This is a genomic window from Rania fehmarnensis (genome assembly GCF_056494185.1).
On record NZ_CM151398.1, the window covers coordinates 5,010,962 to 5,026,403 of the forward strand.

Below are 15,442 nucleotides of genomic sequence, written 5' to 3' on the forward strand. Positions count from 1 at the left end.
GGAAACCTTCGAAGACGAACGTAGGGTCGGATTTTGGAAATGAAAACTATGACAAGCGAAATTGACTTTTCGCTTTATTTTCACGGTGCCCCCTTACCTCCTCGTACTGATTTGGCTGCCGTTTTGCAGCATTGGGCTGTTCATCGCCCCGACCGCATCGCCTTCTACTTCACCGATAGTGAACAAGAAGAGATATCACTCAGCTACGCACAGTTGGATGCAGCTGCTCGCAATGTTGGGGGGTATCTGCAAAAGCACGGCGCCGCCGGTCAGCGTGTGTTGTTGGTTTATCCACCCGTGCTGGACTTCGTGATTGGATTTTTTGGCTGCCTATATGCCGGTGCAACAGCGGTACCTGCGTATCCGCCGCGCCGCAATCGCAAAGGCCAACGCATCCACGGTATTGCCCATGATTGCCAGGCTCACATGGCGCTGACCAACGAACATGTGCGTCAGCAAATCGAAGGCGACGCCAACTGGGTCGAGTGGGAATCAATTGCGATTGTGGCCACTGATTCGTTGACGACGGACTACAAGCAACACTGGACCAATCCCCGCAATAAACCAGAAGACCTAGCGGTCCTACAGTACACGTCCGGATCTACCGGTAGCCCCAAGGGCGTAATGTTGACGCATGGCAATCTGGTGCGCAATACGGAAATGATCATGCACGCCTTTGACATGCGCCAGAATTCGCGCGGTGTCAGTTGGCTACCCACCTATCACGACATGGGTTTGGTCGGGGGCATTTTGATGCCGGTATTTGCCGGTTGCCCGTTGACATTGATGAGTCCCATGACGTTCTTGCAGCAACCGATTCGTTGGCTGCGGACGATATCGAAATTCCAAGCCACCATCAGCGGTGCACCAAATTTCGCTTATCAATTGTGCGTGGACAAGATTCGCGATGATGAACTAGAAGGAATCGACCTGAGCAGTTGGCAAACGGCTTTCAATGGTGCTGAGCCGGTTCGTCCGTCGACCCTCGATCAGTTTGCGAAACGCTTTGCGAAAGTTGGCTTCCAGCGCCGCGCGTTTCTGCCGTGTTATGGAATGGCTGAGACCACGCTGATCGTTAGCGGTGGTCCCCAGCCTGAGGAACCGCTGACGGCCTGCTTTGATGCACGCCAATTAGAATCCAATCGAGTTGTCGAAGCAGAAACGGGTGCCGACGGCGCACGTGAACTGGTCGGGTGTGGACAGATACTGCCTGGCGAACGAGTCATAATCGTACATCCCGAAACGCGTATGCCTTTGAGCGAAGACGAGATCGGTGAGATCTGGGTCAACAGTCCCAGCGTCGGTCGCGGCTATTGGGAAAAGGACGAATCCACCCGCGAAACTTTTCATGCAGAAACTGCCGATGGTTCGGGCCCCTACCTGCGCACAGGAGATCTGGGTTTCATCTACAAGAACCAGATCTTCGTCGCCGGCCGCCTGAAGGACATGATCATCGTTCGCGGAGTCAATCGATACCCGCAAGATATCGAACAAACCGCAGAAGAAGCTCACGAGATGCTCAAAGGCGGCCTGGTCGCTGCCTTTGCAGTTAACGCTGCTGATCGCGAGCGCTTAATTATTTGCGCGGAAGTGCCCAAGAAAGAAGGCACCGATTTCAGCTCGATCATCCAAGCCATTCGTCGCGATGTGACTCAGCAACATGAGCTACCGCCCGATGCCGTCTTGTTGGTTCGCATGGGCACGTTGCCACGCACTTCCAGCGGCAAAGTGCAGCGGCATGCAGCCAAGCTGGAATATGTCGAGGGCACGCTCAAAGATGTCGCCAACTGGAAAGTCTGGGAACTCGACTTGCCACGCGGCGATGTGATGATCGCTGCCTCCACCGTCAACCATCTTGATTCCGCTGCATCCGCCGAAGCCCTGGCCACCACCGGTGCCCAACTGGATCATGAAATCGTCGACATTGTCATGGATGCGGTGAAAGCGGTCGCACAAGAACGGGCCAAAGATCTAACGCTCGACACCAATATCATCTTGGACTTGGGCCTGGATAGCCTGGAGCGCATGCAGATTGCGCATTCGCTGGAGCAAACCTTCAGCGGTCGCTTCCCGGAAGAAGTCATCCAAGAGATCGAGACTATTCGCGAGATCGCTAGTGCCATCGAAGCTCACTTTGGCAAGGTTCGCATTCGACGCGACCTGGTGCCCACGCAAACTGGCCTCAAGCCGGTCGATAGTCGCGAAGTATTGCCGGAAGAGTATCGCTTCGATCAGTTGCCAGAATATCGCAAGCTGAAGCGTACCATGGCGCAGTTTGCACTCACCGGTGTACCGAATCCGTACTTCACTGTGCATGAAGGTACCACGCGCGATACGACGCGCATTGCGGGTCGCGATCTGATCAGCTTTGCTTCGTACAACTATATCGGCATGAGCGGTGACCCCGACGTGAACACGGCGGTGATCGATGCTGTGAACAAATACGGCACCAGCGTCAGTGCCTCGCGCTTGGTCAGTGGTGAAAAAGATCTACACGGTCGACTCGAGCGTGAGATCGCCGAATGGGTTGGAGTCGATGCCTCGGTTGTCATGGTCGGCGGCCATGCCACCAATGAAACAACCATTGGTCATCTGGTAGGACCCGGCGACTTGATCGTCCACGATTCGCTCTCCCATAACAGTATCGTGCAAGGTGCAATCCTTTCAGGTGCGCGACGTCGTCCGTTCCCACATAACGACTGGCAGGCCCTGGAAAGCATTTTGGCGGAAGTCCGCGCCAGCTATCGCCGCATTCTGGTCGTGGTCGAAGGCGTCTATAGCATGGACGGCGACTTCCCAGAATTGCCGCGCTTTATCGAAGTCAAGAAGCGCCACAAGTCATGGCTGATGGTCGACGAAGCTCACTCGATGGGCACGATGGGCAAGACGGGGCGCGGTATCGGCGAACATTTTGGTGTCAATCCACGCGATGTGGACATCTGGATGGGCACGCTTAGCAAGTCGTTCGGCAGTTGCGGCGGTTACATCGCAGGTTGCCGAGAACTGATCGAGTACTTGCGTTACACAGCACCAGGCTTTGTGTTCAGCGTCGGACTCTCACCACCCAACGCTGCCGCCAGTCTGGCTAGCCTGAAAGCATTGCGCGAGCATCCTGACCGCGTCGCTACCTTGCAGCAACGTAGCAAGTTATTCCTGGCTGAAGCCAAGAAACGTGGACTCAATACTGGCGATTCGGGACAGACGGCTGTTATTCCAGTGATCACCGGCAATTCGCTCCATGCCCTGTTGCTCTCGCGCAAGCTGTTCGAAAAAGGCATCAACGTTCAGCCCATTCTCTATCCAGCTGTTGAAGAGACAGCCGCACGCTTGCGATTCTTCATCAACTCCACGCATAGCGAAGAACAAATTCGCTATACCGTTTCAGCCACTGCTGATTCGCTGGCCGAAGTGATGCGCACTGCCATATAACTCGAGAAGCGTCCATGACCCCGCGTATTCGCTTCGTGATGATCGGCGGCTTTTTAGGCGCCGGCAAGACAACCATTCTTGCTCAACTGGCCAGCTACTATCAGAGCCAGGGTAAGCATGTATGTATCGTGACCAACGATCAAGCGGCTGACCTGGTCGATACACAACTCCTCCGAAGCTACGGTTATGAAGTTGCCGAAGTTGCTGGCTCTTGCTTCTGCTGCAACTTCAATGGCTTGACCGATGCCATGTCCAGCTTTAACCAGCGACAACGCCCTGACATCATTTTGGCTGAACCGGTAGGCAGCTGTACTGACCTGGTGGCCACCGTGGCCCTACCGATGATGGATCTGCTGGGTGAACGTTTTGAGATTACACCCTACGCAGTGGTATTGAAACCCTCGCACGGTTTGAAGATCCTTTCTGGCACTGGCAAGGGTTTTTCGCCGAAAGCCGAGTACATCTTTCGCAAACAACTAGAAGAAGCCGATGTGCTGTTGATCAATCGTGTCGACGAACTCGATCCCGCCACGGTTGATACTCTCGAACAACTGCTGGCCGACCAATTCCCTGGCCGCCAAATTTTGCGTGTCTCAGGCAAGACCGGTCAGAACATCGATAGCCTGGTTAGCGCCCTGGCGCAAGCGGCGCCTCATCGCAGTCAGATGATGGAAGTCGATTACGATGTTTACGCGGAAGGCGAAGCCGAACTGGGCTGGCTGAACGCTACCGTAAGTGTCGCTAGCCAATCGCCAATCGATATGGATGAGTATGTCGTGGGTTTGATCGAAGACATCAAACAAAGACTAAGCAAACTAAACGTTGAACCGGCTCACTTAAAGGCTATTGCTCAGTCCGATGGTAACTCGGCCGTCGCTAATCTGGTCAGTAGCGAAAGCAGCGTCACATTGTCCCTGGCCAGTCACTGTCAGGCCACAACTTGCGAGATCGTCATCAACGCTCGTGTAGCCGTTGATCCCGAATCGCTTCAACAAACTATCGAAGCTGCGGTGGCTCAACTAACCGCCGATCGTGGCGTGACTGCCACCATTGATTCGCTCCAGAGCTTCCGTCCTGGTCGGCCAGTGCCAACGCATCGCGTCCAGTAGTTCAGCGATTTTACGTAGCCACGGTTGCCATACGTAGCCACCACTGCCATGCGGTGGACGATCAGTTGAACCGCATCCACCGTCTGGCGACGGTGGCTACTCAGTTCCACCGTCTGGCGACGCTGGCTACCTTGCTCCACCCTCTGGCGACGGTGGCTACCGGTTCAGATGTATTTGCCGGTGATACTACGCGCGCTCTGGGCGATTGCTTCTGGAGGACCAGCAGCAATCAGTTCACCGCCGCCCGAACCACCGTCGGGACCGAGGTCGATCAGCCAATCGCAGGCGCGGATGATGTCCAGGTTGTGCTCAATAACGATGACCGTGTTACCGCGCTCGACCAGTCCATCGAGCACTCCCAGTAATCGCCGACAATCGTCGAAGTGCAATCCCGTGGTCGGTTCGTCCAAGAAGTAGATCGTGCTGCCCGTTTCACTGCGAGCCAATTCGGTGGCCAACTTAATACGCTGGGCTTCGCCGCCGCTGAGCGTAGTAGAACTTTGGCCTAACGACAGATAGCCCAAGCCAACTTGTTCCAGGCTGCTCAATAAGCGATGGATCTTGCTGAAGTTGGCAAAGAACTCCGTGGCTTCATCGATACTCATCGCCAGTACATCGGCGATTGATTTTTCTTTGAATCGGACTTGCAAAGTTTGGCGATTGTAACGGGCTCCACCACAAGCCGAACACGTTACGTACATGTCGGCCAGAAAATTCATTTCGATTTTCTCTTGACCTTGGCCCTGACACTGAGCGCAGCGACCATTACCGGTGTTGAAACTGAAACGACTGGCAGAGAAGCCGCGTTGCTTGGCAGTGGTCGTCGTGGCAAATACGGTACGAATCATATCGAAGACGCCGCAATAAGTTGCAGGCGTACTGCGCGGCGTGCGACCGATGGAATCTTGCGTGATCTCGATCAGTTTGTCCACCCACTCGATGCCTTCAATCGCTTTGAAGGGGCCGGGTTTGCGCGCCGATTGTCCCAGCGCTCGAGCCACAGCTGGAGCCAATGTTTGGCCAATCAAACTGCTCTTGCCCGATCCGCTGACGCCTGTGATACCAATCAACAGCCCCAAAGGAATTTCGGTCGAGACATTCTTTAAATTGTGATGATTGGCACCGGTCAGTTTCAACCATTTGCCGCTCTGAGGTGCGCGCCGCTGCTTACCCAGCGAGACACTTTTCTCGCCTCGCAGGTATTCAGCAGTTAGTGAATGTCGACACGCAGCCACTTTCTTGGGCGTGCCAACTGCAATCAGCTCACCACCGCGTGAACCCGCCCCAGGACCGATGTCGATCAAGACATCGGCGGAGTGCATCATCGCCTCGTCGTGTTCGACGACAATCACCGTATTGCCTTGCGTCTGCAGGTCGCGCAGCGATTCGATCAAGCGATCGTTGTCGCGCTGATGCAGACCGATCGACGGTTCATCTAGTACATAACAGACGCCGACCAGTCCGCTACCGATACTGGCCGCCAAGCGCACGCGTTGCAGTTCGCCGCCGCTGAGCGTGTCCGCACCTCGTTCCAAGGTGAGATAACCCAGTCCAACTTTGGCCAGGAAGTTCAAGCGATGCGCAATTGGTTTCAAGATTGGCGTAGAAATCAGCTCGCGTCCAGGCTCGGGTCGATAGGCGCTCAACCAACTCAGGGCCTCGCCGACGCTCTTACTGCAAATCTGGTGGATGTTGTGGTTGTCCACGGTAACCGACAGTGCTTCGCGACGCAGTCTCGAACCACCGCACGTCGGACAGGGCAGTGCCTGGCGAAATGCGTCTAACCATTGGCACTGGCCGGTATCTTCGCGGGCAGTGGCCGCATGATACAGTTGCGTCAAGTGCTCCGTGATACTTGACAACAATCGTCGCCGCGCGGGCACTTTCAATTTGGCCAGCGGCTCGTCCCATGTGCCACCAACTTCGGTTAGCCATGTCTCCAGCGCAGTCCGTAGGGCTCGCTTATGTTTGGTAGGGGCCGAGTGCCAGGGCAAGATAGCTCCACTGGCCGGAGCACGATCCCAGTCGACGATGACACTGTCAGCATCAAACTGCAATTGAGTCCCCATCCCCTGGCAATCAGGGCAAGCGCCGTAAGGACTGTTGAAACTGAACGTCCGCGGTTCCAGTTCTTCGTAGCTGACCCCACAATTGGAACATGCATAACGCGTGCTGAACAAACGTTCGTCGGCGGTACTGTTATCTGTAGCAGCCTTGGCGCTGGCGTCGCTGGACTTGTCAGTACTCGGCTTGTCGACGCTACTGATCGTTACCAAACCATCGGCCAGCGTGAGGGCCAGGCGTATTGATTCAGCCAATCGAGCTTGCGAGCCGTCGCGCAGAATGATGCGGTCGACCACGGCATCGATCGTGTGTTTCTTGCGCACTGCCAGTTCTGGGACGGCTTCGATATCGTACATCTGGCCGTCGACTCGGACTTTGACCAGGCCGTTTTTGCGAACTTGCGCCAGGATATCTTTATGGCCACCGGGCCGTCCCCGCACAACTGGAGCCATCACCGTTAGTCGCGAGCCTGCGGGTAAGCCCATCAAAGTTGCCAGGATCTGATCGGGTGATTGCTGCTGGATGGACTGACCACAGGCAAAACAGTGCGGCAAACCCACCTTGGCCATCAACAAACGCAGATAATCGTAAATCTCCGTAATCGTCGCGACCGTGGACCGGGGATTGGCGGTGCCCGAGCGTTGATCGATACATAAAGTTGGTTGCAAACCGTCGATGCTCTCCACATCGGGGCGCTGCAATTGGTCCAGGAATTGCCTCGCGTAAACCGACAGACTGTCCACGTACTGCCGTTGGCCTTCAGCGAAAATAGTGTCGAAGGCGAGCGAGCTCTTGCCACTGCCGCTGACGCCCGTGATCACCGTCAGTTGATTGTGGGGCAGGTCTAGATCGAAACCCTTCAGATTATGGGTCCGAACGCCGCGCAGGCGAACGGCTTCGACGGCTTCGGATCTGGGTAAGGTAAATGGTGAGGCGGAATCTTTTTCGGTAACAGTAGTGGAATCCAACGGTTGCGTCCTATCGGCTGGTGTGGCCAAGATACCTTGGTAGCTGCTATCTTAGAGGGCAAGGATGTATCTTGCCAACCAGGAACCAGCTCAATGGCCCGTTTGTATCAACTGCATGACCGCGACTCTTCGCAACCAAACCGATTCAATTCGACTGGAGAATTCGTATCGAGCTTGAGCTGGTTCACGCTGGCGCTGGCCGGATTGTTCACCGCCGGCTGCACAGAAGTCGAAGCCGTCAACGAGCCGCTACCAAAAAGTGAATTCAATGACAATCGAGCGTACGGCTACTTGAAAGAAGTATGCAAGCTCGGTCCACGCCCAAGTGGTTCGCCGGCCATGACCAAGCAACAACAGATGATCATCAGTCACGTGGAAGAGCTGGGCGCCAAAGTAGACCAACAGAAATTCTCCACGCGCCATCCAGAAGACGGCTCACCGGTTGAAATGATCAATCTGATCATTCGCTTCCAACCTGAAATCAAAAATCGCATCATCATCGGTGCCCACTACGACACGCGGCCTTTTCCAGATCGCGATCCAGTGAATCCTCGCGGCACCTTTATCGGCGCCAACGACGGAGCCAGTGGTGTGGCCCTGTTCATGGAAATGGCTCACGTGTTAGGAAAAACCAAGTTAGCAGTCGGCGTAGATTTGGTCCTGTTTGATGGCGAAGAATTTCTGTTCGATGACAATCGGGACCGCGAACGCTATTTTCTGGGTTCGAAACATTTCGCATCTCAAGTAGCCGCGGGTGAGTTGCCGGGCAAATACACTAAGGGTGTGATCGTCGATATGGTGGCCGACAAACAACTGAGCATCTACAAAGAAGAAAATAGTGTCAGGCTGGCCGAGAGCGTGGTCAAAGAAGTTTGGGCCGCAGCCAAACGGGCCAAGGTAACGGAGTTCATACCGCGTTCGCGGCACAATGTGCGCGACGATCATTTGCCCCTAAATGAAATCGCCAGGATTCCCACGATCGACTTGATCGATTTTGACTACCCCAAACCGGGTTCGCGTGAATCCTACTGGCATACCGAAGCTGATGTCCCCGAAAATTGCTCGGGTGCTTCGCTGCGCAAGGTCGCTGATGTGCTGATGGAGTGGCTGAGAGCACAAAAGTAGTACACCTCCAATCACTGAGTGCAACAATGGAATCAACACTGTGCATCGTTACTGGAATCGCTACGATCCTGGGCGCAATTGGGCTGAGTTTTCTGCGTTCGCCTCAGTGGCACAGTGCCAACTGGCAAGAGACACCGCGCAGCAAGACGCTGATGGTCTGGGCTCGATTTCAACGCGGCGTACGACGATCCAACAATATCTTGTTAGCTGCGATTGGCTGCGGCGTGTTCGCAGCGGCCTTTGTTGACGAAGATCGCACCAAACTGGCGCTATGGCTGTTTATCTTCCTGGGGCTGTTGACCGTGCTCTTCTTGGCCGCCCTGGATGCCTGGGCTTCCATGATCGGGTACCGTCAAGCTATCCCCGAGAACGCGCGGCAATCGCTTTCGAGCTACGAGACCAATCCATAAAGCCAGGAAGCCACCCACAAACGTCAGGACGAATGCTCCGCGACGCCAATCAACGCTCCGCTCGACGCCCCGTCCAGGTGCTGGGGCATAGAGGGATGTACCAATGCATAACAGCAGCAGCCAAATCGCCAGCGCCGCCCACAGCAGATAGAGATATTTGCGGTTCATGCGTTACTTTCCAGCCTTCACTGTACTGGGCACTTGTCCGCCTGTATACCGCCAATTCTTGATGAACGCGATCAAATCGGCCATCGACTGCTGGTCAATTTGCGATTCCAGCCCTTCGGGCATCATGGAAACACCGGTCGCTTTCAACTGATCGATGTCAGCTCGATTGAGAACATGCCGTTGATCGTTTTGAGAGCGCAAGACCACCTTATCCGATGTCTCTTCGGCAATGATGCCGTCGAGGGTCCGACCGTCGTTCGTCAACACCACGAAACGAAAGTAGTTGTTATCGATGGCCCGATTGGGATCGAGGATATTGGTTAGCAGTTTATCGGCTGTGTGCACGCGCGAGTCCGAAATATCAGGTCCGACTTGCACACCTACGTCACCTACTCGGTGACAAGCAGCGCATTGCTTGATGAAGACTTGCTTGCCACGTGCGACGTCACCAGACAGTTCCATGCACGCCGTATATTGCTGCAGAACCGCAGCACGATTGGAATTAAGAATCGAATCGAGTTGTTGTTGAAAGCCCTGTTTGACTTCGCCTTGCGATCGATCGACAAATCGCTTGAGTTCCACCGCACCCAGTTGCTTGGCCGTAATCGCGCCATCCTTCAATAGTCCTAGTAACGCAACTTGCCGATTGTGCGTGGCCAGAAGTTGTTCGATCAAAACAGGACGTAGCCCAGGTCCTGCGGTACCAACTTGCCGGAGCAAGAAATCATCGGCTGCGGGCGTGCCTTGCTCGCCCCAGGCCTTGATCGCCGCCGCGCGTAAGGGGCCATCGGGCGATTGGGTCGATAGTTCAGTCAGTAATTGTCGATCGCCGCGGCGCTGCGATAGTCCCAGGAGTTCAATTGCAGCCAGGCGAACGGGCAAGGCATTGTCGGTAAGGCGCGCCGTCTCACGCACTTTACGCCACAATGGTCGGTCAAGCGCAGCCACAGCGTCCGCCGAGGTTCCACTGGACGATTCCTTGGCGCGCTGTTCGGCAACCAGCAGCTTGGCATGCTGATGCAGGGCGCTGAGGGCAATCAGTCGCGAGATATCGCTAACCGGCTCAGCTTCGGTCAACACATAACGCACCCTGGCGACGAGATTGGCGAGTTCAACCTGCTCATGCTTCTGCATATGTGCTACTAATTGTCGAGCTGCCGCCACCATCCATCTGTCGCGCGCACTGGTGATGCCCACTTGCCCGGCTGCGGCGTTCGGTTCAATTTCGGCGAGCCCGTCTAGCCAATGAAGCATGAATTTAGCCGCGTACTTCTTCGAAGCGCCTGCAGCTGCAACCAGCAGGTGGGGATCATCGGTGTGTGCGGCAACAGTTTTACCGAGAGCTTCCGCAGCCAAAGCAGCCTCCTGGTCATTTAGCGCATCGACGCTACGAGCAGCACTGATAATGGCTTCTAATCGCAACCATGGATCAACGGTGGTCGTGGCGATTTGCAATGCCGTTCGCGTGGCAGCCTCCGCTTGTGGTTCTGATCCATCGGCTGCAGTGGTAACTGGCAATCGAGATAACATGCGGAGCGCCGTAATCTGAATCAAGCGATGCATGTCGGTCAATTGCGGTTCCAAGTGCGTACGCGCCGCTGGATCAAACAAGCTGAGCAACTGCCAGGCAAGAACTTGTGTCTCGACACTCGCCTGGCTGGAAACACCCACCAATTTCAAGAGTCCGGGAATGGCCTCGACCGCGTCGCGCTCGATCAAAAGTCTGGCTGAAGTTCTACGTAGCCATGGATCGTCACTCTTTAAGAGCTGAACAATTTCATCCACTGAACGCTGACCCAGTGGTCGATCGCGCAGTTCCTTCAACATGTCAGTTGGCCAGGCCTTGGCCGATTCTGCAATCCAGTACAGTCGACCTGCTTGTTCTCCGAAACGCTCATCGGGGCGATTCTTCAATTCATCAGGCACCCACTCGGGATGTTCGATCACCGCTCGCTGCATGTCGATGACCAACACACCACTGCCCGGTGCGCTAAGTACATTGACGGGACGGAACCAGGGATCGCGACTGGCCAGCCACTCTGTTTTGCTCTCGACGTCGGACTCTTCTGCTTGCCAGAGCGCACTTGCATGCGTTACGTTTTGCAGATGAACTAAACTACCGGTCGGCTCGCAGACATACACTCTGCCCAGCGTATCGCGGTGGATGCGTTTGACGAGTTCATCTGGCATGGCCTCGGTTACCGGCACATGTTGAAAATGCACGCCACACGCGGCTGTGAATTGACCAGCATGCAAGTTCGAGGTTGTCCAGGCGTCGACCAATGGGTAGATGCGCGAAGCTTCGCCCGCGGCCAGAGCATCGTGAATTGCCGGTACGATTCCGGCCAACGGATTATCAGTCAGCAATGATTGCTCCAGTACCGATTGGATACATGGATTGCGATTGCTGCAGAACATACGACTGCCGACGATGTCGGAAGTTAAACCGAATTGAGCCGGACCGGTAATTGCTTCAATGCGACCGGTGCGTGGGTCCAAGCGTACGTCGCGTGATCCGAGTTCGATAGGTTCGGCGGGCGTCTCCCCTCGGAGAGCCTCGCCGACTTGTACCTTGCCTCCGCGCAGTCCACAGGCGATGTACCAACGGCCATCCATTTCCAGACGCGGATGATTGGCTCGCAATTGCTCGTTCTGCTGCGCGAATCCTTCCAGCCAGACTTGACGCTCATCGACTTGATCATCGTGATCGGTATCGCGCATCCACACTAGTTGACCACCCAGCGTAACCAAAGCCCCATCGCGCCACAGACCAATGCCCGTGGGCATCACCAGTTTGTCAGCGAAGGTGGCCGACGATTCGAAACGACCATCACCATCTTTGTCGTCCAGGATGCGAATGCGTCCGCGCGGCTCGGCCTGATCGGGTCTTAGAAACGGATAATCGATCATCTCGACTACCCACAGTCGGCCGCGATCGTCAAACGCCGCATCCACTGGGCTGACCACATCCGGCTCGTTTGCAATTAGCTTCAGCTGATAGCCGGCCGCTAGCTCGAGCTTGTCTTTGGAATCTTGAGGCGACAGCGGTTGGTCGCGAACACCTAACTGAGGCGCTGGCTCGTCCGCTTGCAGATACATTAGCGAAACTAGCCCCAAGAAACAGATGACACCGCCGTGAAGCCAATTGCGCATCGAAGCCACCCTCGTTAGATCCCGCGAACCTAGAATCTCCTCGACCCACACCTGATTCTAGTCGATAGCAAGCCGTGCGCCTTTGGTGGAGCGATGTAGAGCGACCGTCCTCAGGCGCTCAGAACCTGCTAAACAATTTCTCTTCCGACCGAGTGTCCGGGAGGGCGAAGGGGCGAAGGTCCTCCCCAGCAGGCACTTTTTTAAACGCAGAGTTCGCAGGTCACAGGCGGCCTTCAGCGCCTTCTCTGCGATCCTCTGCGTCTCTGCGTTTTAAAAAATGAACCCGTTAAGCGTGCGCAATGTCCACCACTATCTTTCCCCGAGACTATGCTTTGTCTTCGGGGACGTGTTTAGCTCAGCAGGAGCCTTCGCCCTCCCGGGTATCAGCGCTTCTTTTTCTTCTTGTCGTCGCGGCGTTGCGTGCCGGATTTTACGGCTGGCTTTTCCAGCATCTCTTTCAGCTCGTTCAGCTTCTTGCTGAAGTTACTCGTCTTAGCGGGTTCTTTTGGTTCGCGTTTGCGATTGTTATTGGATGGACCAGTAATCACCGGCGTGGGCGTGACGGTCGCCGTGGCAGGCGGCTTGGGGGGCACCAGGCGTTTGACCAACTGACGTTCGGCCAGCGACCACAAACTGGAGGTGATGAAGTAAATACACAAACCGCTGGGCACCTTGAAGAACAACACACCCATGACGATGGTCATGATCTGCATCATGTTCTGAGTCATCTGCATCTGCTCGTCATTGGCCTTGGGCATCAGCACTTTTTGCTGGACCAAGAACAACACGATCGTGATCACTGGCAACAGATTGAAATAGGGCCCCAGATAACCTGTGCCCCGGCCGGCGATGATCTCCGGCATCCATCCGCTCCAATCGAACAACATGTCAGGACTGGACAAGTTCGAGCACCAGGACAATCCAGGTATCAGTGGCTCTTGCCGTAACGAGATGTCAACGCTCAAACAGCGATACAACCCCGTGAAGATCGGCAGCTGAATGAACAGAGGTAAGCACCCCGATAGCGGTCGGAAGTTATGTTTGGCATACAGCTCGCGCATGGCTTCAGCACGCTTCTGCATGTCGTCCTTGTAAGTGTCATTGATGCGCTTCAGCTCGGGCTGCAGCTCTTGCATCTTCTGACCATTGATCGCTGCCTGGCGTCCAAGCGGAAACATGCAACCGCGCACCAAAATGGTCAACATGATAATGGCGATGCCGTAGTTGCGTACGACGCTATAGAAGGCGTACAGCACAAATGACAGCGGCTTGGCAATCCACGGAATCCAACCGTATTCGATAAACCGATCCAGCCCAAAATAATTGAGCATCCGCGGATCCTTGGGGCCAGCGAAGATGCGGTAACGCGTGGCGAATTGATCATTGCCAGCCACCGTGTGCTTGCTGGATTCAAACCAGAAAGCTGTGTTAACCGCTTGAGCTTGCGAAGCGACGACCTTCGTTACCCGAGCCACCGCGTCACTGCCAGCCTGCTTTAACTCTTTTAATCCATCGGGATCTTCCGGGTGCGGTAGGAATGCAGCCGCAAAGTATTGCGCGTCCAAGCCTACATACTTCAAACTGCGTGCCGCCGGTGCACCACCTGGATTGATAAATAGCCCTTCGTCGGCCGGAGTTTTGAGTTCGCGATCAAATATGGATCGCGCCGACACGATGTAGTGATTATCGGTGCCATCGCAATAGCGCACATCGCGCTGACCAACGCCGCGGAAGAAATCAGGGCTGACTTTTACGGAATACCACCAGCCTTCCAACGTGATACCCGCCAGTGCTTCGTGACGAATCGACAAATCCACTGGTTGAGCGCTACGATTTTCAACCACTGTCTCGAAGTCCAACGTGTAAGCATCCGCATTGGCAGCTTGCGCATTGGTGGCCTGGCTATCGAAAGGCAGTAGACGATAACGCTTGACCAGCACCAAGTCGGCAGGCACACCGGCGCTCTTGAGTGCTTCGGCCAGCGGCAAACGAAACTCAACGCCCTGCCCTCCCGGCACATTTAGCGGAACCATCTCCCAGTTATCTACCAGCGTTGATTCCAGTCCCTTGATCGAACGCATGCCGATGGGAATCGCCAAGGAATCGATCGAAGCCAGCGTCGTCAAACAACTCAGACGCTGCAAGTTACCCGGCACCTGCTCGGCCAGATACTCCTGCGTGCGCAGAACATCTAAAGGCGGTTGCGAAAGATCGGTGGTGAACTTCAACTGGGTGGGCACACCAGCCGTTTGACGAATCACTTCTAGTTCGACTGTCTTGCCCGCCTTGACGTCTTTCAGAGCACGCTGCAGACCATCATAGGAACGAACTTGGACACCGTTAACTGTTGTCACCACGTCACCAGCCAGCAGACCACCAGCGACGTTCGGGCTTTGGGCTAGATGAGCGGGTGAGTTATCGGGCACGGTCATAACCATGACGCCGCCATCGGTCGGCCGCCAACCCAGATATCCCAGATACCCACCACGATGCTCCAGCGCGCGGTAACGAAACCGATCCACCTTCTTTTCATCGACCAACTCAACGCGTTCGATCGCTCCACCACGCGTGGTCGCGGTCACCAGCAAGCGATACCCCTTGGCCGGATCCATCGAACCGAGCGTTATAACTTGCTCGAGTTTGGGCGCCGGCTGGGCTGGATCGGGTTTGGCTGCATCGGCATTGGCTGGAACAGCTTCGGCAGGTTTAGGTTCCGTAGCCTCGGCTTCGGTAACTTTGGTTTCGTCGGCTTTCGGTTCGTCGAGCTTAACGTCCTCTGGATTCTCTGGGTTTGCGGCTGGAGGTTGATCAGCGGCTGCCGGAGCGTCGACTTTAGGACCTTCACTATCGCCGGCGGCTTGGTCTGCCTGCTCTTTGTTGGCGACTTGCTGAGCCGCTTTGGGGGGCACGTTGGGCAAGAATAGGCGTTGCAGGCCGACGAAGATCAGGAGCATAGCCAGGCTCATGACCAGGAACGTGCGGAAATTACGGTCCACTAGACGGTCTCTTTGACAAC

General features: G+C 55.4%; 7 protein-coding genes. 4 read left to right on the forward strand and 3 right to left on the reverse strand.

Annotated elements, in window-relative coordinates; all coding sequences use genetic code 11:
- Window positions 1-48: 48 nt before the first annotated feature.
- Together SH573x_RS16940 and SH573x_RS16945 are read left to right on the forward strand one after the other, a co-directional pair.
- Window positions 49-3,429 (forward strand): aminotransferase class I/II-fold pyridoxal phosphate-dependent enzyme, encoded by a 3,381-nt coding sequence (locus SH573x_RS16940; protein ID WP_479348814.1) that lies wholly within the window; start codon window positions 49-51, stop codon window positions 3,427-3,429.
- Window positions 3,430-3,443: 14 nt separating this feature from the next.
- Complete coding sequence (locus tag SH573x_RS16945) at window positions 3,444-4,538, forward strand: GTP-binding protein (RefSeq protein WP_479348815.1); 1,095 nt, start codon at window positions 3,444-3,446, stop codon at window positions 4,536-4,538.
- A gap of 164 nt (window positions 4,539-4,702) precedes the next feature.
- Here SH573x_RS16945 and uvrA read toward each other — a convergent pair whose 3' ends face one another.
- Entirely contained in the window at window positions 4,703-7,489 is a 2,787-nt protein-coding gene (gene uvrA / locus SH573x_RS16950; RefSeq protein WP_479356752.1) for an excinuclease ABC subunit UvrA, read from the reverse strand.
- Between the two features lie 174 nt (window positions 7,490-7,663).
- Between uvrA and SH573x_RS16955 the strand changes: the two genes are divergently transcribed.
- Together SH573x_RS16955 and SH573x_RS16960 are read left to right on the forward strand one after the other, a co-directional pair.
- Window positions 7,664-8,695, forward strand: a complete 1,032-nt coding sequence (locus tag SH573x_RS16955; protein WP_479348816.1) for a M28 family peptidase — start codon at window positions 7,664-7,666, stop codon at window positions 8,693-8,695.
- A 26-nt stretch (window positions 8,696-8,721) separates the two neighbouring features.
- Window positions 8,722-9,105, forward strand: a complete 384-nt coding sequence (locus SH573x_RS16960) for a hypothetical protein (protein WP_479348817.1) — start codon at window positions 8,722-8,724, stop codon at window positions 9,103-9,105.
- A gap of 171 nt (window positions 9,106-9,276) precedes the next feature.
- On the opposite strand, the gene SH573x_RS16965 is transcribed toward SH573x_RS16960, so the two are convergent.
- Complete coding sequence (locus SH573x_RS16965) at window positions 9,277-12,426, reverse strand: PVC-type heme-binding CxxCH protein (protein ID WP_479348818.1); 3,150 nt, start codon at window positions 12,424-12,426, stop codon at window positions 9,277-9,279.
- A gap of 383 nt (window positions 12,427-12,809) precedes the next feature.
- Window positions 12,810-15,422 (reverse strand): YidC/Oxa1 family insertase periplasmic-domain containing protein, encoded by a 2,613-nt coding sequence (locus tag SH573x_RS16970; RefSeq protein ID WP_479348819.1) that lies wholly within the window; start codon window positions 15,420-15,422, stop codon window positions 12,810-12,812.
- Between the last annotated feature and the right edge of the window lie 20 nt (window positions 15,423-15,442).

What these genes read in the sequence shown, in the direction of transcription:
- SH573x_RS16955 (WP_479348816.1), top strand. Translation starts at nt 7,664, where the DNA reads ATGGCCCGTTTGTATCAACTGCATGACCGCGACTCTTCGCAACCAAAC.
- SH573x_RS16960 (WP_479348817.1), top strand. Translation starts at nt 8,722, where the DNA reads ATGGAATCAACACTGTGCATCGTTACTGGAATCGCTACGATCCTGGGC.
- SH573x_RS16945 (WP_479348815.1), top strand. Translation starts at nt 3,444, where the DNA reads ATGACCCCGCGTATTCGCTTCGTGATGATCGGCGGCTTTTTAGGCGCC.
- SH573x_RS16965 (WP_479348818.1), bottom strand. Translation starts at nt 12,426, where the DNA reads ATGCGCAATTGGCTTCACGGCGGTGTCATCTGTTTCTTGGGGCTAGTT.
- SH573x_RS16940 (WP_479348814.1), top strand. Translation starts at nt 49, where the DNA reads ATGACAAGCGAAATTGACTTTTCGCTTTATTTTCACGGTGCCCCCTTA.